The following is an 18844-nucleotide window of genomic DNA, read 5'->3' on the forward strand; positions in this document are numbered from 1 at the left end:
GGGTGACCGCCATGGCCGCCGCCTGCGCGCTGACCGCGGCGCTGACCCTGCTGCCCCTCTCCCACCCGGGCGACGACGTGTTCGGCCCCCAGGTGACGGGGCCCGGCGCGGCGCACGCCCTCCAGGCGAAGGCCGACGGCTGCACGGACCCGGAGGCGAGCCTGCGGCCGGGCAAGGCGGACGGGGACGCGGTCCGCAAGATCAAGGAGCGCGGCAAGCTCATCGCGGGCGTCGACCAGAACAGCTTCCAGTGGGGCTTCCGCAATCCGGAGACCGGGGACCTCGAAGGCTTCGACATCGACCTGGTCCGGGCCATCGCCAAGGACATCCTCGGCGACGGCGACAAGGTGATCTTCCGGGCCATCCCGACCAACCAGCGCATCGCCGCGCTGGAGAACGACAAGGTCGACGTGGTCGTGCGGACGATGACGGTCAACTGCGCCCGGCTGAAGCAGGTTTCGTTCTCCACGGCCTACTTCCAGGCCGGGCAGCAGGTCCTCGCCGCGAAGGAGGACCACTCCATCACCGGTTTCAACTCCACGCTGGCCGGCAAGCGCATCTGCACCGCCGAGGGCTCGACGGCGTACGAGGCGCTGGAGAAGGAGTCGTTCGGCTCGGTCTTCAAGGACGAGCACGACGGCACCCCGGCCGACGAGGACCGGCTGACCGTCCCCAACCAGCTGGACTGCCTGGTACGGCTCCAGCTGGGCGAGGTCGACGCGGTCGTCACGGACAACGCGCTGGCCGCGGGCCAGGCCGCGCAGGACCCGGCGGTCGAGCTCAAGGGCGACCCGTTCACCACCGAGTACTACGGCGTGGCCACGAAGAAGGGCGCGGACGACCTGGTGTCCCGGGTCAACAAGGTCCTGGTCGACTACCGGGCCGGCGGCGCGGACAGCCTCTGGATGAAGTCGTACCGCGCCTGGCTCCAGGACGGCCTGCCGGGGGTCCAGGCCCCGCCGGAGCCGAAGTACCGGGATTAGCGCGGCCCCGCCCGGCGGGCGGCGGCACTGATCCCGCGGGGCCCAGGCCCGGCGGGGAGAGCGGAGAGGTGATCGATGGGCGTCGCTGGCCCCTTCCCCAGCTACGCGGCCCGGCCCCCCGGTCCGGTCATGGACCGGGACGAGGCCGACCGTGCGCTGTCCCGGCTCGGCGCGGAGCACGAGGCGATCGAGACCTCGCTCCTCGCCCTCCAGGACCACGCGGGCCGCAGGCTCCTGGAGGGCGCCGAGCTGTCCGGTGTCACCAGGGAGCGATGGGCCGTCACCGAGCGGTCGGTCACGCTGCTGTGGAGCTACTTCGACGCGTATACGGGGGTGCTGGAGCGGGCCCGCGAGGTGCGGGCCCGGCGCCGCCACCCCAACCGCGAGGACCTGACGGCCCTGACCGAGCTGCTGCGCGGCCAGGGCGTCACCGTGGCGCACGGGGCCGCCGGGCACGACCCGTCCGTCTCCGGCCCGGCCCGCCTCTCCGAGCGGTTCACGCTGGAGGAGCTGGTCTCCCGGATGAACGGTCTGTACGCGAGCGCCCTGGACATGGTGGTGGCCTCGGACGCCGTGTGGTCGGCGATGCCCGCCCGCATAGACCTCCTCGCCGCCGAGCTGCGCCGCACCCACTCGCTGGCGCACTCGGTGGGCGTCCGGCCCGGTGAGCACCCGGCGGGCGACGACCTGGACGCGATCACCGCGGAGCTGGCCACGCTGCGGGAGCAGGTGATCTCGGACCCGCTGGCCTTCTGGCTGCCGGGGCCCGGGAGCGCGGCGCCCGGCGGCGGGCGCCCCGACACGACCCGTTACGACCGGGCGGCCCGGGCGCTGGAAGAGGTGCGGCGCGAGGTCGAGGCGGTGCTCGCCGTACGGCAGGACGCCGAACAGCGGCTGGTGCACCTGCGCGACGTGCTGTCCCGGGCCGACCGCACGCTGGCCGAGGCCCGGGTGGCGCGCGGCGAGGTGCTGGCCAAGATCGCCGCGTCGGAGGTGCCCGTGGTCAACGGACCGCCGACCGTCCTCCAGGAGCGCCTGGCCGCCGCGTCGGAGTACCGCAGGCACGCCCGCTGGCACCGGCTCTCGCCGCTCCTGGAGACCCTGGAGCGGGAGGCCGAGGAGGAGTTGCTGCGGGCCCGCGAGCAGCTGACGGCGGTGACCGCGCCGCTGGCCGTCCGGGCCGAGCTGCGCGGCCGGCTCGACGCGTACAAGGCGAAGGTGGCCCGCCACGGCCTGGCGGAGGACCCGGTCCTGATCGAGCGGTACGACGCGGCGCGCCGGATGCTGTGGAGCGCCCCGTGCGATCTGCGGGTGGCGGCGCAGGCGGTGCAGCGCTACCAGGACGCGGCGCTGGACCTGCTGAGCAGAGGTGACAATCCGTCGTGGCGGCGGGGCGAAGAGGGGGAACGGACATGAGTACGCAGTGCCAGCGCCCCGCGTGCGAGGGCAGTTACGAGGACATGGGCGGCGGTGAGCTGTACTGCGACACCTGCGGTCTGGCGCCGGTCGTCTCGCCGAACGGCATGGTGAGTTCACCGCCCACCGGGGTCGCGGGCGGCGGCCGGGGCAGCCGGGGGTCCAACAGCACGTCGGCACGGAGCAGTTCGCAGTCCTCCTCGCGGGCGTCCTCGCGCTCCTCGTCGCGTTCCTCGACGTCGCGGCGTTCGGTGTCGGGGCGGCTCTCGCGGTCGCTGTCGCTGTCCGGCCGGACCGGCGCGCAGTCGGTGTCGGTGCGCTCCTCCGCCAAGTCGACCAACGCCTCGGGCCGCAACCGGCTGGGCGCGGGTCTGGTGCAGGTGCCGGACGTGCCGCGGCCCGATCCGCGTACGGCCGTGATGGAGAACCCGGAGGTGCCCGAGCGCAAGCGGTTCTGCTCGCGCTCCGACTGCGGAGCGCCGGTGGGCCGGGCCCGGGGCGACCGGCCGGGCCGCACCGAGGGGTTCTGCACCAAGTGCGGCCACCCGTACTCCTTCGTGCCGAAGCTGGAGGCGGGCGACGTCGTCCACGGGCAGTACGAGGTCGCGGGCTGTCTGGCGCACGGCGGGCTCGGCTGGGTCTACCTCGCGGTGGACAAGGCGGTCTCGGACCGCTGGGTGGTGCTCAAGGGCCTGCTCGACACGGGTGACCAGGACGCGATGGCGGCGGCGATCTCGGAGCGGCGGTTCCTCGCGGAGATCGAGCACTCCAACATCGTCCGGATCTACAACTTCGTGGAGCACCTGGACCAGCGGACCGGCTCGCTCGACGGCTACATCGTCATGGAGTACGTCGGCGGCAAGTCGCTCAAGGAGATCGCCAACGAGCGCCGCACAGCGGCCGGGAAGCGCGATCCGCTGCCGGTCGAGCAGGCGTGCGCGTTCGGCATCGAGGCCCTGGAGGCGCTGGGCCACCTGCACAGCCGCAATCTGCTGTACTGCGACTTCAAGGTCGACAACGCGATCCAGACCGAGGACCAGCTGAAGCTGATCGACATGGGCGCGGTCCGCCGGATGGACGACGAGGAGTCGGCGATCTACGGCACCGTCGGCTACCAGGCGCCCGAGGTCGCGGAGGTGGGCCCGTCGGTCGCCTCCGACCTGTACACGGTGGCGCGCACGCTCGCGGTGCTCACCTTCGACTTCCAGGGGTACACGAACGTCTTCGTGGACTCGCTGCCGGACCCGGACAACATCGAGGTGTTCCGGAGCTACGAGTCGTTCTACCGGCTCCTGGTCCGCGCCACCGATCCCGACCCGGCCCGCCGGTTCGCCTCCGCGGCGGAGATGGCCGAACAGCTGACGGGCGTGCTGCGCGAGGTGGTCTCGCTCCAGTCGGGGCGCCCGCGCCCGGCGCTGTCCACGCTGTTCGGGGCGGAACTGCGGGTCACCGACACGGAGCTGTTCGCGGACGGGGCGGGCGAGGTGTCGCGCCTGGGCGCGCGGACCGCCGCCGCATCCGGGGGCCGCTTCGGCCGCCGCGGCGGTACGGCCGCCCCGGCGCCCGCCGCCGCCACCCCGCCCGGGGGCATACCGGGGGCGCTGCCCGCCGGACCGCCGCCCACCTCGCCCACGGGCGCGGCGCCGGTGCCCTCGGCCGCCACCCATGTGCGTACGCCGGGCGGGGCGGGCACCGGCCCGGGCCCCCTGCCGTACGCGCCCGCCGCGAGCGTCCCCGCTCCGCGCAGCCCGGTCCCCTCCCCCGGTGCCGCTGCGGTGCCGGCGGGCTCCGGGGCGCCCCGGCTGGCCGGGCTCGACGTGCGGGGGACCTCGCTCGCGCTGCCCGTGCCCCGGGTGGACGCGAGCGACCCGAACGCGGGGTTCCTGGCGGGGGTGATGGCCTCGGCGCCCGCCGAGCTGATCGCCGCGTTGCAGGCGGTGCCGGCCGCGTCGCTGGAGACCCGGCTGCGCGAGCTGCGCGCCCGCCTGGAGATGGGCGACCTCGCCGCCGCCGCGCAGACCCTGGCCGAGCTGGAGGGGCAGCACGCCGACGACTGGCGCGTCGTCTGGTACCGGGGCCTCACCTCGCTGGTGACCGGCGACAAGGAGAACGCGGCGCTGTCGTTCGACGCGGTGTACGACGCGTTTCCCGGGGAGCCCGCGCCGAAGCTGGCCCTCGGCATCTGCGCGGAGGTCCTGGGGCAGCTGGACAACGCCGCCGAGTACTACCGGCTGGTGTGGCTGACCGACCCGAGCTTCGTGAGCGCGGCCTTCGGTCTGGCCCGGGTGCAGATCGCGGCCGGTGACCGGAGTTCGGCCGTCCGGACGCTGGAGTCGGTGCCGGAGGCGTCGATCCACTACACGGCGGCCCGGATCGCCGCCGTCCGGGCCCGGCTGCGTGAACGGGCCCCGGACGAGCCGCTGATGGCGGACCTGACGGCCGCCTCGGCCCAGGTGTCGGCCCTCTCGGGGCTGGGGCTCGACGCGGTCCGGCGGGAACGCCTCTCGACGGAGGTGCTCGGTACGGCGCTGGACTGGGTACTCTCCGGTAGCCCTTCGGGCCCGCAGCCCGCCGGGCCGCACGGCCCGGGGACGCTACTCGGCAGCGAGCTGGACGAGCGCGGACTGCGGTTCGGCCTGGAGCGTGCGTACCGGATGCTCGCCCGGCTCGCGGAGCCCGGGGCCGAGAGGATCGAACTGGTGGAGCGGGCCAACCGCTTCCGCCCCCGAACGTGGGTGTGAACATGTCGCAGAACCACCAGGAGACCGCCTTGCCGAGGTGCCCCGGCTGCGAGGAGCCGCTGGAGCAGGGCGACCTGTTCTGCGGCGCCTGCGGGTACGACCTGTCGGCCGTGCCCGAGCCGCCCCTCGACCGCCCGACGGTCGCCATCGCCACCCCGGCGGCGGCCGCGGACCCGGCGTCCGGGGTCCGTTACGACGCACCGGCCGCCTCCGGCGACTTCGAGCTGGCCGCCCCGGGCGCGGCGCCCGATCCCCGGGCGGTCCCGGAGCCCGCGCAGGCTCCCGCGCCCGCCCCGGCCCCGGCGGCCGGCGGCAAGGTGTGCGTGGCCTGCCGGGCCGGGCGGGTCGACGGCGACGGCTACTGCGAGAACTGCGGCCACGCCCAGCCGCGCGAGCGCGACCACATGGAGCAGGAGCTCGGCGCGGTCGCCGCGGTGAGCGACCGGGGGCTGCGCCACCACCGCAACGAGGACTCGTTCGCGGTGTCCACGACGGCCCTGCCGGACGGCTCCCCGGCCGTCGTGGCGATCGTCTGCGACGGGGTGTCCTCGGCCAGCCGGCCCGACGAGGCGTCGGCGGCGGCGGCGAGCGCGGCCAACGAGTCCCTGCTGGCGTCGCTGCCGCGCGGCACGCATCCGCAGCAGGCGATGCACGAGGCGATCGTGGCGGCGGCGGAGTCGGTCAACCGGCTTGCCGAGCAGGCCGGTCAGGAGCGCGAGCAGCACCGCCACCAGAACGCCCCGGCGTGCACCCTGGTCGGCGCGGTCATGGCGGCCGGGCTGCTCGTCGTCGGCTGGGTCGGCGACAGCCGCGTGTACTGGGTGCCCGAGGACCGCTCCACCGCGCCCGCCCGGCTCACCGAGGACGACTCGTGGGCCGCGCAGATGGTGGCGACGGGCCTGATGAACGAGGCGGAGGCGTACGCGGACGAGCGCGCCCACGCCATCACGGGCTGGCTCGGCGCGGACGCGTACGAACTGGAGCCGCACACCGCCTCGTTCAAACCGGACCGGCCTGGCCTGGTGGTGGTCTGCACGGACGGCCTGTGGAACTACGCGGAGTCCGCCGCCGAGATGGCCGCCGCGGTGCCCGAGGACGCGTACGCCCGCCCGCTGCACGGCGCGCAGGTCCTGGTCGGCCACGCCTTGGACGGCGGCGGCCACGACAACGTAACAGTGGCGCTGCTGCCGTTCGCCGTGTCACCGCAAGGGGCAGGCTCCGCCTGATACGGGGTGATTCACCCCTCTACGCCTTTGTCCGTACCGCTGGCTTCATCCGAGACGTGGAGCCTCAAGGAGCCGATCAGATGGCCAACTTCTCCAAGTCGAACGTGCCGCAGTTCTCCGTCGAGGTGTACCAGAACGAGTACCTGCCCGAGGGCGGCCGCGAAGTCAACGGCATCATCACGGTCACCTCGACCGGGGGCGGCACCACCGGGGGTGTACCGCTGCCGGGGCGTGCCACCGGGGCCGCCGTGGTGATCATGGTGGACTGCTCGGGTTCGATGGACTACCCGCCGACCAAGATGCGCAACGCCCGCGACGCGACGGCGGCGGCCGTGGACACCCTGCGCGACGGCACCTCGTTCGCCGTGGTGGCCGGGACGCACGTGGCCAAGGAGGTCTACCCGGGCAACGGCCGGCTCGCGGTCGCCGACCCGCGGACCCGGGCCGAGGCCAGGCAGGCGCTGCGTCGGCTGAGCGCGGGCGGCGGTACGGCGATCGGGACCTGGCTGCGGCTGGCGGACCGGCTGCTCGGCGCGGCGGACGTGGACATCCGGCACGGCATCCTGCTCACCGACGGGCGCAACGAGCACGAGTCGCCCGAGGACCTGCGCGCGGCGCTGGACGCCTGTGCGGGCCGGTTCACCTGTGACGCCCGCGGGGTCGGCACCGACTGGGAGGTGAAAGAGGTCACAGGGATCGCCTCGGCGCTCCTCGGCACCGCCGACATCGTCGCCGACCCGGCCGGGCTCGCTGCGGACTTCACGCAGATGATGGAGAACGCCATGGGCAAGGAGGTCGCGGACGTGGCGCTGCGGCTGTGGACCCCGGTCGGCGTGGAGATCCAGTTCGTGAAGCAGGTGGCGCCGACGGTCGCCGACCTGACCGCCCGGCGCACCGAGGCGGGCCCCCGCGCCGGGGACTACCCGACCGGTTCCTGGGGCGACGAGTCCCGCGACTACCACGTGTGCGTCCGGGTGCCGGAGGCCGGCATCGGGCAGGAGATGCTCGCCGCCCGGGTCTCGCTGATCCTTCCGGACCCGTCGGGCGGAGCGCCGCAGACGCTCTCGCAGGGACTGGTCCGGGCCGTGTGGACGGACGACATGGTGGCGTCGACCTCCATCAATCCGCAGGTGGCGCACTACACGGGCCAGGCCGAACTGGCACAGGTCATCCAGCAGGGGCTCGATGCCCGCAAGTCGGGAGACTTCGACGGTGCCACGGCCAAACTGGGCCGAGCGGTGCAGTTGGCATCGGCGTCCGGGAACGAGGACACTGCGAAACTGCTTTCGAAGGTGGTAGACGTGGTCGATGCGGCGACGGGTACTGTGCGACTGAAGGCGAAGGTCGCGGAAGCGGACGAGATGACTCTCGAGACGCGCTCCACGAAGACGGTCCGCGTCAAGAAATAACCACATATCCGCAACGATCAGCCGCCCGCCGGTTCAGGTCCGCCGGGCGGCGGAGCACGCCACATGACGGCCTGCGGGCCGGAGAAGGAAAGGGGGAAGCGCCGACATGCCGACCTGCCCGAACGGACACCAGTCGGGTTCCGAGGACTGGTGCGAGGTCTGCGGCCACCGCATGACCGGGGCGGGCGCGCCTGCGGGTGCGGTCCCCCCGCCGCCTCCTCCGCCGCCCGCACACGGTTACGGATATCCCCGGCCGCACGATCCGGACGCGACCGCCCAGGCCGAGCTGTGCCCGCAGTGCCGCACGCCGCGCGAGGCGATGGCGCCGTACTGCGAGGAGTGCCGCTGGAACTTCCTCACGAACACGGCGACGTCCTACACCCCGCTGGCTCCCCGGCACAACCTCCCGGCCGACCCCGGCCCCGCCGGCAACCGGCCGCAGGGCTTCCCGGCGCAGCAGCCGCCCGGTCCGCCGCAGTCGCGCGACCCCTTCGACTACCAGAGCTCCCGCCCCTCGCAGGTGAACCGGTCCGCCGAGCCCCTGTCCACGGGCCCTGGCCCTGGCCACCAGGGCCAGGGCGGCCAGGGCCAGGGGCAGCCGCCCTTCGGCCAGGGTCCGCAGGGCGGCCCGCCGCCGTTCGGCCAGGGCGGCCCCGGTCAGCAGGGGCCCGGCCCCCAGGGTCCCGGCCCCGGTCCGCAGGGCCCGCAGGGGCCACCGCCTCCGCCCCCGTACCAGCAGGGTCCGCAGGGCGGCCCGCAGAGCTCGCCGCCGCCGTTCCAGCAGCAGGGCGCGCCGCCCGCCTTCCAGCAGCAGACGGCGCCCCCGCCGGCCCCGCCGCGCACCGACGGCGACGACTGGCTGCTGTCCCCGCCCTCGCGGCCCGCGCCCCCGCCGGGCCCGGACCCGCAGCCGCCGTTCCCGGGGCAGCAGGGTCCCGGACAGCCCGGCCCGGGCCCGCAGCACGGCGGTCCCGGCCAGCACGGCGGTCCCGGTCCGCAGGGCCACGGTCCCGGACAGCACGGCGACCCCGGTCCGCAGCACGGTCCCGGGCCCGGCCGGCCGCTGTCCAACAACTGGACCGCGTTCATCGCGCCCGACCGTGAGTACTTCCTGGCGATGATGCAGCGCAGCGGCCCCGAGGCGACCGGGCTGAATCTGCCCGCGTACTCCCCGGAGCAGCAGCTCGCGCTCACCGGCGGGCAGATCACGATCGGCCGCCGCCGGCACAGCACGGGCGAGTCCCCGGACATCGACCTGTCGGTGCCGCCGGAGGACCCGGGCGTCTCGCACCAGCACGCCGTGCTGGTGCAGCAGCCGGACGGCAGCTGGGCCGTGGTGGACCAGAACTCCACCAACGGCACGACGGTCAACGGCTCCGAGGAGCCGATCCAGCCCTACGTCCCCGTGCCGCTCCAGGACGGCGACCAGGTGCACGTCGGGGCGTGGACGACGATCACGGTCCGCCGGGACTGACCAACCGCGCACGGAAGAGCGGCCGGTGAAGGGGGACGCCCCTTCACCGGCCGCTCCCGTGTGCGGTAGTTCGTACCACGAATGTCCGGTCCGGGCGGGTCCGTACCGCTCACGCCTGCCATATTCTGTTCACATGCGAAAGGCCGACGAAGGGCAGATGGGGATCGCCACCGCATTGGTGCGCTCCGCATTCCTGGTGAACGCCGTGTACGCCGATTCCGGCCGCGAACACGGAATCACCGCCCAGCAGGGCCAGCTGCTCTGCGTGCTGATGGTGAAGCCGTACGGCATGCGCGAGCTGGGCGCCGTACTGGGCCTGGCGAAGTCCAGCCTCACCGGCCTCGTGGACCGGTGCGTGCAGCGCGGCCTGGTGCGCCGGGAGGCCGACCCGGAGGACGGGCGCGCGGTGCGGGTCGCCCCGACCGAGGCCGGGAGCGAGCTCGCCGAGGTGTTCTACGCGGAGACCTGCCGGCGCGTCGAGGCCCTGGCGGAAGGGCTCGACGCGGCCGACCGCGAGCAGCTGACCGCGCTCCTGGGCCGTCTGGTGCTGGAGAACAAGGTGCCCATGGTCTTCCGCGAGTCCTGCGAGAACGCCCCGGCGGCCACCCCCGGCTGCTGAGGACCGCCCCCGCCACCGGACCGTCAGCGCACGATGCCGAAGAGCTCCGCGAAGCGCCCGGTGAACAGGTCCTTGCCCTTGTACGCGCTGACCTCCTCCGCCGACAGCAGCACCGGCCCGCCCGGCGAGGGGACCTGGCCCACCCCGCCGCCGGGCCCGAGCGGGAGCAGCGCGGACGGCACCGGGGACGGCAGATAGACGGCCGCCCGCTCCTCGCCGCGCACCTGGGCGAGGATGTTGGCCGCGACCACCTCGGCGTGCTTCATCGCGTACCCGGCCATCTTGGCCTCGGCCAGGTCGGTGAGGTCGCCGAGGGCGTAGATGTGCTGGTGACCGGTGACGTTGAGCCGTTCGTCCACCGGGACCCGGCCCTGCGCGTCGCGCTCGGCGACCCGGCCGTCGGCGAGGTAGTCGCCGTTGGAGCGCACCCCGTAGCAGCGGAACCAGATGTCGGCCTCGATGCGCTCACCGCCGTCGGTGGTCACCGTGAACGGGTCGAGCCGCCCGGGGGCGGGCGCCGGTTCGCCGGTGAGCGCGGTGGAGAGCCGCAGCTCCACGCCGAGCGCGTCCAGCTGGCGCAGCAGCTCCTCACGGACCTCGGGCAGGAAGCCCGGCAGCAGCTCGTCGGCGGGGTCCGTGATGACCACGTGCTTCTCGGGCCAGACCGCCTTGATCTCGCCGGAGAGTTCGAGGCCGACCGGTCCGGCGCCGGTGATCAGGACCCGCCCGGCCCCGGCCAGCTCCTGGTGCGCCTCCCTGATCCGGGCCAGCGCCTCGCCCGCCAGGTCGGTGTCGGCCTTGGCCGGGAAGGGGTAGTCGGACCCGGAGGCGAGCACCAGGTAGTCGGCGTCGACGCGCTCGCCGCCGGCCAGGGTGACCCCGCCGGGGTCCACGGCGACGGCCCGCTCGCGGCGGACGGTGCCGCGCTTCAGCAGGGTGTCGTACGGAAAGAAGATGTTCTCCGCCCAGTCGGGTCGGACCAGTGCCCGCAGGGAGCCCGCCGCGTGGACGAATGCGTCCTTCGGGTCGACCAGCACCACATCGGTTTCCTCGTCGAGCGCCTTCGCGACGGCGGAGCCGCCGTATCCGCCGCCGATGACGACGACGGTCCGCTTACCTGTTCCGTTTGCCATGCCGACCCCAGCCCTTGAAAGCCATTGAATGACACATCATTTCGTTCGTTACACGAACCATAGTAGTTCGCACAACGAACTGACAAGACGGAAAGGACGGGAAACGGAGAGGATCCCCCGAGCCCGGCCCGCCGCGGCGCGCGTCTGCGACCATGGACGCGTGACTGAGATTCCGCGCGACACGGTGCAGGAGCTGACCTTCTACGAGCAGGTCGGCGGCGAGGAGACCTTCAGGCGCCTGGTCCACCGCTTCTACCAGGGCGTCGCTGAGGACCCGCTGCTGCGGCCGATGTACCCGGAGGAGGACCTCGGTCCTGCCGAGGAACGGTTCGCGCTGTTCCTCATGCAGTACTGGGGCGGACCGCGCACCTACAGCGACCGGCGCGGGCACCCGCGCCTGCGGATGCGGCACGCGCCCTTCCGGGTGGACCGCGCCGCGCACGACGCCTGGCTGCACCACATGCGCGTCGCACTGGACGAGCTGGGCCTCGCCCCGGAGCACGAGCGCCAGCTCTGGGACTACCTCACCTACGCGGCCGCCTCGATGGTGAACACCGACGGCTGACCAGTGGTCACCGACCGCCCACATCCGGCCGGAATCCGGTACTCCGCGACCGGATAGCGGTCACGAATGCATCAAGTTGTACCCGTAAGCGGTTTCCACGAGCACGGACCGTCTGACAGCATCCAGACAACGCCGGGGGGCGCGCGTGCGGTGAGTGGTGACTGGGGGGCAAGTGACGGGGTTCGTCTTTCTGCGGGTGAGGGCGCACCGGCTCCTCCTCGCGGCGGCCGTGCTGGCCGTGCTCCTGACCACCTCGGTCCTGGCCGCGCTCACCGCGTTCTCCGGTTCCGTCGGCGACGCCGCGCTGCGCCACACGCTCACCCACCGCTCCGCCGTCCCCGCCTCGCTCGCCGTCTCCGCGCAGCTGGATCCGGAGGAGCGGCAGCCGGCCGACACGGCGGTGCGCAAGGCCGCCCGGGAGACCTTCGACGGACTGCCGGTGACCGTACGGAAGCTGGAGGCGTCCGGCCCGTACGCGCTGCCGCGCAGCCTCCAGGACCCGGCCGCCCGGCGCGGTGACCCCGACCTCACGCACTTCGCCTCGCTGGACCGCAGCCGCGTCCGCCTCACCGCCGGACGCATGCCCGCCGCCGGGGCGGGGAAGAACGGCGCCCCCGTCGAGGTGGCCCTGCCCGCGACCGCCGCCGAGGCGCTGTCGCTGAAGCCCGGCGCCCGGCTGAGGCTCACCGACCGGCTGGGCGGCAAACCGGCCGACGTCGTGATCACCGGGCTCTACAAGGCCGCCGACCAGGCCGACCCGTACTGGCAGCTGGACGAGCTCGGCGGGCGCGGCGTCCGCAAGGTCGTCTTCACCACGTACGGTCCCCTGCTCACCGACCCCGCCGTGCTCGGCTCCGGCCGGACCACCTCGGGCGAGGTGTCCTGGCTGGCCTCCGCCGACTTCCGCTCGGTCACCACGGGCCGGACGGCGGCGCTGCGCGAGGCGGCGACCACCGGCCCGAAGAAGCTGCTGGCCACCCCGGAGTTCCAGGACGGGGGCACCGCGCAGACCTCGCTGCCCACCGTCCTCGAACAGATCGACCGGGCCCTGCTCGTCTCCCGCTCGACGCTCACCATCGTGGCCGTGCAGCTGGTCCTGCTCGCCGGATACGCCCTGCTCCTCGTGGCCCGGCTGCTCAGCAGCGAGCGCGCGGGCGAGACCGAGCTGCTGCGGGCGCGCGGCGGTTCGCGGGCCCGGATCACCTGGCTCGCGTCCGTCGAGGCACTGCTCCTCGCGCTGCCCGCCGCCCTCGTCGCGCCCCTGCTCTCCGGCCCGCTGACCCGGCTCCTGGCGGACCGCAGCGAGCTGTCCCGGATCGGGCTTCGGCTGGACACCGGCGTCACCGGACAGGTGTGGCTGGTCGCCGCCGTCACCGCGCTGGCCTGCGCGCTCGCCGTCGTGGCGCCCGCCCTGGCCGCGGGCGGCGGGGGACGGCGCACCACGCGGTCCGCCGCGCTGCCGGGCCCGGTGCGGGCGGGCGCCGACCTCGCGCTGTTGCTCGTCGCGGCGGTGGCGTACTGGCAGCTGGACCGGCAGACGAAGGGCTCGGGGAGCGGCGCGCTCAGCGGGGACCGGGCGGGCGGGCTCGGGATCGACCCGCTGCTCGTCGCCGCGCCCGCGCTGGCCCTGCTCGCCGGGACCGTACTGACGCTGCGTCTGCTGCCGCCCGCCGCCAGGCTCGCGGAGCGGCGCGCTTCCGGCGGGCGGGGACTGGCGACCGCGCTGGCGGGCTGGCAGTTCAGCCGCCGGCCGCTGCGGGGCGCCGGGCCGGTGCTGCTGCTGGTCCTCGCGGTGGCGATGGGCATGCTGGCGATCGGGCAGAGCGCGTCGTGGAACCGCTCGCAGAGCGACCAGGCCGACTTCAGGTCCGGAGCCTCGGTGCGCATGACCGCCGGCGTCAACGCGGACCCGGCGAAGGCACCCGCGTACGGACAGCTGCCGGGGGTGCGCGAGGCGGCGCCCGCCTACCGCACGACGGTGGGCCTCTCCGGCGAGCGCACCGCCGAGATCCTCGCCCTGGACACCGCGCACGCCGACGAGCGGATGCTGATGCGCGACGACCTCGGGGACGGCCCGGTGGCAGGGCTCTTCGACACCCTGACCCCGCCGAAGGCCGCCCGCGCCGGGCTGCCGCTGCCGGAGCACAGCACCCGGCTCCACTTCGACGTACGGATATCCGCCGAGGACGCCCCCCGCGAGGCCTCGCCGTCCGGCATGACCGCCCGGGTCTCCGTCCTCCTGGAGGACCGCTACGGGCTGCCCTACCAGGTCGTCGCCGGGTCCGTCCCGGCCGACGGGAAGGCGCACCCGCTCTCCGTCGCCGTGGCGCCCGCCGGCGGGTTCGCCGTCACCGGCATCGAGCTGAGCGGCAAGCAGCCCGTGGAGCACGCGGAGGCGCAGCGGCTGACCCTGAGCGCGCTGCGGACCACCGCCGCCGACGGCACCGAGCACGCCGTCCCGGTCCCCGACGGCTTCCGCTGGCAGGGCGAGAAGACCGAGGACTCCCTCCTGGAGGAGCCGAAGCCGGGCGTGCCGCTCTCCCCCGCCGCGTCGGCCGCCACCCCCCTCGCCGTCGGCTACTCCACCGGTTCGGTCACCGCCGAGGACGCGGCGTACTCGATCCCCAGCATCGGCGTGCGGCTCACCGCGGCCCGGCCCGAGGCACCGGCGCTGAACGCCGTGGCGACGGACGCGTATCTCAAGGCGACCGGTGCCAGGCCCGGCCAGAAGACCGATGTGACCCTGGCCGGCGAGACGGTCCGGGTGACGATCACCCGGACCGTGCACCGGCTGCCCACCACCGGCCCCGGCTCGGGCTCCTCCAGCGCGTCCGCCGAGTCCCAGCGGGCCCGGGACGGCGGGGCGCTCCTGCTGGACCTGCGCGCCCTCGGCGAGGTCTTCGCCACCCGCCCGACCGCCCGGCTGACCGCCACGGAGTGGTGGATGAGCACCGAATCCGGCCGGACCGCGGAGGTGGCCGCCGCGCTGCGCGCGCTGCCCGACACCGACCCCGTCCAGGTCCAGGTGCGCGACGAGACCGCCGACGAGCTGGTCACCGACCCGCTGGGGGCGGGCCCGCAGTCCGCGCTGCTCGCCGTCGCGGTGATCGCCGCCGCGCTGGCCGCGGTCGGCTTCGCGGTGGCCGCGGTCGGCTCGCAGCGGGAACGGTCCGCCGAGTTCGCCGTGCTCCGGGCGCTGGGCACCCCGCGCCGCCAGCTGGCCCGGATGACCGCCGCCGAGCAGGGCGTCCTGATCGCGATCGCGCTGCTCGTCGGGGCCCTGCTCGGGGCCCTGCTGACCCGGGCGGTCGTGCCGTTGATCGTGCTGACCGGGCAGGCGGCCCAGCCGGTGCCGCCGGTCCTGGTCCAGCTGCCGCCCGGCCAGGTCGCCGCGCTGCTGGCCGGAGTCGCCGCGCTGCCCCTGCTCATCGTCGCCGCTCTCACCCTGCGCCGCGCCGACCCCGCGATCTCGCTGCGCACCCAGGGGGACAACTGACATGCGTGCCCGCCCCGCCACCGCCTGCGCCCCCTGGGTGCGCACCCGGCTGCGCACGGCACCCGGCGCCGCCTGCGCGTTCGCGCTGCTGGTGCTGGTGACCGCGTTCCTCGCCGCCGCCTTCCCGCGCTCCGTCGACGCGTACGAGACGAAGGGGCTGCGCCACGACCTCGGCACGGCGACCCCGGCGCACAGCGTGCTGGAACTGAAGGGCCCCCAGCCCGGCCTCGAACTGCGCCCGGCGGCGCGCGAGGTCGCGGTACGCGAGGACACCATGGCCTCCGTCGACGCGCAGGTCCTGAAGCGGCTGCCCGCTCCGCTGCGCGCCGACACCGCCGAGTCGGCCTACGGGGTGCGCACCTCGACGCCGATCGCGGCCCAGGAGCCGTGGTTCCCGCGCCCGTTCGGCCTGGACCCGACCCTGACGTACGTCACCCAGTCCGGGCTGTCCTCGCACGCCACCCTGCGCACCGGCAGCTGGCCGGCCACGCACGGCACGGTGTCGATGACCACCGGGGAGGTCGAGGCCGCCGTCACCGAGGAGACCGCGAAGGCGCTGCGGATCAAGGCCGGTGCGACGATCGCCGTCCCCACCCGGGGCGACGACACCCTGACCGTACGGATCACCGGCATCGTCGCCCCGAAGAACCCGGAGGGTTCCTACTGGTCGGCCGAGCCGCTGCTACGGACGCCCTCGCTGGTGGCCAAGCCCACCAAGGACACGCCCCGCTACTACTGGATCGCCGCGCTGCTGCTGCCGCCGGACGCCGCGCCCGCCCTGCTCTCCACCCCCGGCCAGCCCGAGCTGTACTGGCGGATCGCGCCGGACGTCTCGCACCTCACCGCGCTGGACGTCCCGCAGCTGCGGACCTCGGTGGCGTCGCTGGAGGGCGGCCCGGGGCTGCTGGCCCTGCGCGACGCGGCCGGTGCCACGGTGAGCATGGCGACGGACCTGGACGAGATCCTGACCGGGTACGACGGGATGCGGACAGCGATCCAGCCGGTCGTCACCGTCGCCGCCGTCGGCATCGGCGCGGTCGCCGCCGTCGTCCTGCTGATGACGGGCGGGCTGCTGGCCGGCCGCAGACACGCCGAACTCGCCCTGCTGCGGGCCCGGGGCGGCTCCCTGCGGGGCATCGGCGGCCGGCTCCTCGCCGAGACCGCGGTCACCGCGGTGCCCGCCGGTGCGCTGGGCCTGCTGCTCGCCGTGCTCGCCGTGGGCGAGGCCCGGCTGTGGCCCGCGGCGGTCGGCGCCGGAGCGGTCGTCGCGCTGGTCTGCGCCGCGCTCCCGCTCCGCACCGCCCTGCGCCACCGCACCCCGCAGACCCACATCGGCCGCGACGACCTGGCGACGGCCCGCCCGTCCCGGCGGCGCACCGTCGCCGAACTCACCCTCCTCGTCCTCGCCGTGGGCGCGGTCTTCGCGCTGCGCCGACGCGGCACGGACGCGGAGGGCGGCACCGACCTGCTGGTCAGCGCCGCGCCCGTGCTGGTCGCGCTGATCGCGGCGGTGGTGCTCGTCCGGCTCTACCCGCTGCCGCTGCGCCTGGCGCTGCGCTCGGTGTCCCGGCTGCGCGGCGCGATCGGCTTCCTGTCGCTGGCCCGGGCCGGCCGCACCTCGGCCTCCGGCACCCTGCCGCTGCTCGCGCTGCTGGTCGCGCTGACCACGGCCGCGTTCGGCGGTTCGGTCCTCGCGGGGGTCGCAAACGCCCGCGACGACGCCGCCGTCCTGGCCACCGGCGCGGACGCCCGGGTCACCGGCGAGCGGGACTCCGTACCGCTGTCGGCCGGCCTGGTCCGCGCGGTGGAGCAGGCCGAAGGGGTACGCGGATCGGCCCGGGTCCAGGTCGAGTTCGGGGTGGCCCTCCCGGCCCCGGACAACGGCACGCAGAACGCCAAGGGCACGACCCTGATCGGCGTCGACCCGGCCACGTACGCCGCGCTGGCCCGCTCCACCGGGCTCGGCCCGTTCTCCGCCGACGGGCTGCGGGCGAAGGGCGCGGCGGTCCGCGAGGGGACGCGGCCGGACGAGGACCGGGTCGTGCCTGCCCTGGTCTCGCCGTCCGTCGCCGAACGACTCGGCGACCGGCCGCTCGGCCTCCGCGCGCTGGCCGGGAACTTCAAGGTGAAGGCCGCCGCCACGGTCACGCGTACGCCCGCCGTGAACGGCACTTCCTTCATCGTCGTGGACGCCGCCGCGTTCACCCACCGGCAGACCACGGCGCTGCTGCTGACCGGGGACGGGCTGGACGCGAAGGAACTGCGCGCGGCGGCCGGGCACTCGGGCGAGAAGATCGCCGTAAAGCTGCGCTCGGAGGAGCGGGCCACCTACGTCGACACCCCGATGCAGTCCGGGGCGGAACGGATCTATCTGGCGGCGATCATCGCAGGCGCCGGATACGCCCTGCTCGCCGTCCTGCTCTCGCTGCTCCAGACCGCGCCGGAGCGCACCACGCTGCTGGCCCGGCTGCGCACCATGGGCCTCACCTCCCGGCAGGGCGGGCGGCTCCTGGGCTTCGAGGCCCTGCCGCAGGCGCTGCTCGCGGCGGGCGGCGGGCTCCTCGTCGGGTGGGCGACCATCGCCCTGCTGGCCCCGGGGATCGACCTCGTACGCCTGGCACTCTCGTCCGGCCCCGGTCCCGGCCCGCTGGCCACCGCACCGCTGCGCACCGATCCGTGGTCGCTGGTCCTCCCGGCGCTCGGCGTGATCGTGCTGACCGGGGCGGTGGCCGGGGTGCAGGCGTGGTGGGCCGGGCGCCGCGGATCGATCACCGAACTCAGGGCAGGAGACTCCCGATGACGACGCCGTCGACCGATTCCACGCTGGCGGAGCTCGAACAGCGGGCCACCGCCCGGCGCGACCGGCCCTCCTACGGCCATGACGCGCTGATCGCCTGCGACCGGCTGGTGCGCATCTTCACCACGGACGGGGTGGAGGTGCAGGCCCTCCAGGGCCTCGATCTGCTGGTGGAGGAGGGCGAGTTGCTGGCGCTGGTCGGCGCGTCCGGCAGCGGCAAGTCGACGCTGATGAACATCCTGGCGGGCCTGGACGAGCCGACGGCCGGGGCGGCGAAGGTGGCGGGCTGCGACCTGCTGTCCATGGGGCCGAAGGAACGCCTCCGCTACCGCCGGGACGTGGTCGGCTTCGTCTGGCAGCAGACCGCCCGCAACCTGCTGCCGTATCTCACCGCGATCCAGAACGTCACGCTGCCCATGCAGCTGCGCGGCCGGGGCCGGAGCCGCGAACGGGCCGCGCGCGCCGAGGCGTTGCTGAAGATGCTGGAGGTCGAGGACTGCCGCGACCGGCGCCCGCAGCAGATGTCGGGCGGCCAGCAGCAGCGGGTGGCCATCGCCGTCTCGCTCGCCAACTCCCCCTCGGTGCTGCTCGCCGACGAACCGACCGGCGAACTCGACTCGGCCACCGGCGAGCAGGTCTTCGCCGCGTTCCGCCGCGCCAACGAGGAGCTGGGGACGACGATCGTGATCGTCACCCACGACCAGGCGGTCGCCAGTGAGGTGCGGCGTACGGTCGCGATCCGCGACGGCCGCACGTCCTTCGAGGTGCTGCGCCGCACCGAGGTGGACGCGGCGACCGGCCAGGAGTCCCAGGTCGCCCGCGAGTACGCGATGCTCGACCGCGCCGGGCGGCTGCAACTGCCCGCCGACTACACCGAGGCGCTGGGCATGGAGCACCGGGTGATGCTGGAGCTGGAGCAGGACCACATCGGGGTGTGGCCGGACGGCCCGAAGGGCGGCTGACCGGCCCCGGAACACCGGGTGAC

General features: G+C 74.6%; 13 protein-coding genes. 11 read left to right on the top strand and 2 right to left on the bottom strand.

All coding sequences use genetic code 11. The annotated features are described in order from the left end of the window. Positions 1–11: 11 nt before the first annotated feature. Together AMK18_RS18040 and AMK18_RS18045 are read left to right on the top strand one after the other, a co-directional pair. On the top strand, positions 12–983 hold the full coding sequence (locus AMK18_RS18040) for a glutamate ABC transporter substrate-binding protein (protein WP_037786516.1): 972 nt from the start codon (positions 12–14) through the stop codon (positions 981–983). 75 nt (positions 984–1058) lie between these two features. Then, positions 1059–2399 carry a hypothetical protein gene (locus tag AMK18_RS18045; RefSeq protein WP_073863545.1) on the top strand — a complete coding sequence of 447 codons (1341 nt, stop codon included), beginning with the start codon at positions 1059–1061 and terminating at the stop codon, positions 2397–2399. Positions 2400–2433: 34 nt separating this feature from the next. Here AMK18_RS18045 and AMK18_RS35685 read toward each other — a convergent pair whose 3' ends face one another. Beyond that, on the bottom strand, positions 2434–2730 hold the full coding sequence (locus AMK18_RS35685) for a hypothetical protein (RefSeq protein ID WP_020207348.1): 297 nt from the start codon (positions 2728–2730) through the stop codon (positions 2434–2436). Between AMK18_RS35685 and AMK18_RS18050 the strand changes: the two genes are divergently transcribed. From AMK18_RS18050 to AMK18_RS18070, 5 genes are all read left to right on the top strand, one after another. After that, the gene (locus tag AMK18_RS18050; RefSeq protein WP_443333224.1) at positions 2714–5140 is read left to right on the top strand and encodes a tetratricopeptide repeat protein; all 2427 of its coding nucleotides are present in this window, start codon (positions 2714–2716) and stop codon (positions 5138–5140) included. The genes AMK18_RS35685 and AMK18_RS18050 overlap by 17 nt on opposite strands. A gap of 2 nt (positions 5141–5142) precedes the next feature. Next, the gene (locus AMK18_RS18055; RefSeq protein ID WP_198957028.1) at positions 5143–6366 is read left to right on the top strand and encodes a PP2C family protein-serine/threonine phosphatase; all 1224 of its coding nucleotides are present in this window, start codon (positions 5143–5145) and stop codon (positions 6364–6366) included. An 80-nt stretch (positions 6367–6446) separates the two neighbouring features. Beyond that, positions 6447–7775, top strand: a complete 1329-nt coding sequence (locus AMK18_RS18060; RefSeq protein WP_018106025.1) for a vWA domain-containing protein — start codon at positions 6447–6449, stop codon at positions 7773–7775. Positions 7776–7881: 106 nt separating this feature from the next. Further along, positions 7882–9249: an FHA domain-containing protein gene (locus AMK18_RS18065; RefSeq protein WP_073863547.1), complete on the top strand. Its 1368-nt coding sequence runs from the start codon at positions 7882–7884 to the stop codon at positions 9247–9249. Between the two features lie 157 nt (positions 9250–9406). Further along, positions 9407–9868: a MarR family winged helix-turn-helix transcriptional regulator gene (locus AMK18_RS18070; RefSeq protein WP_018106023.1), complete on the top strand. Its 462-nt coding sequence runs from the start codon at positions 9407–9409 to the stop codon at positions 9866–9868. A gap of 23 nt (positions 9869–9891) precedes the next feature. Here the strand turns inward: AMK18_RS18070 and AMK18_RS18075 are convergent, their stop codons facing one another. Then, entirely contained in the window at positions 9892–11001 is a 1110-nt protein-coding gene (locus AMK18_RS18075) for an NAD(P)/FAD-dependent oxidoreductase (protein ID WP_073863548.1), read from the bottom strand. A 160-nt stretch (positions 11002–11161) separates the two neighbouring features. Between AMK18_RS18075 and AMK18_RS18080 the strand changes: the two genes are divergently transcribed. The 4 genes from AMK18_RS18080 to AMK18_RS18095 all read left to right on the top strand — a co-directional run bounded on the left by AMK18_RS18080 (position 11162) and on the right by AMK18_RS18095 (position 18821). After that, positions 11162–11566, top strand: coding sequence for a globin (locus AMK18_RS18080; protein ID WP_020207350.1), 405 nt, complete (start codon positions 11162–11164; stop codon positions 11564–11566). Positions 11567–11738: 172 nt separating this feature from the next. Continuing rightward, on the top strand, positions 11739–15062 hold the full coding sequence (locus AMK18_RS18085; protein WP_073863549.1) for an FtsX-like permease family protein: 3324 nt from the start codon (positions 11739–11741) through the stop codon (positions 15060–15062). A gap of 1 nt (position 15063) precedes the next feature. Next, positions 15064–17862, top strand: a complete 2799-nt coding sequence (locus AMK18_RS18090; protein ID WP_073863550.1) for a hypothetical protein — start codon at positions 15064–15066, stop codon at positions 17860–17862. Further along, positions 17859–18821: an ABC transporter ATP-binding protein gene (locus tag AMK18_RS18095; RefSeq protein WP_018106018.1), complete on the top strand. Its 963-nt coding sequence runs from the start codon at positions 17859–17861 to the stop codon at positions 18819–18821. Before AMK18_RS18090 ends, AMK18_RS18095 begins: the two co-directional genes overlap by 4 nt. Positions 18822–18844 lie beyond the last annotated feature (23 nt).

The organism is Streptomyces sp. CB01249, from assembly GCF_001905735.1.
In the GTDB taxonomy this organism is placed as follows: domain Bacteria; phylum Actinomycetota; class Actinomycetes; order Streptomycetales; family Streptomycetaceae; genus Streptomyces.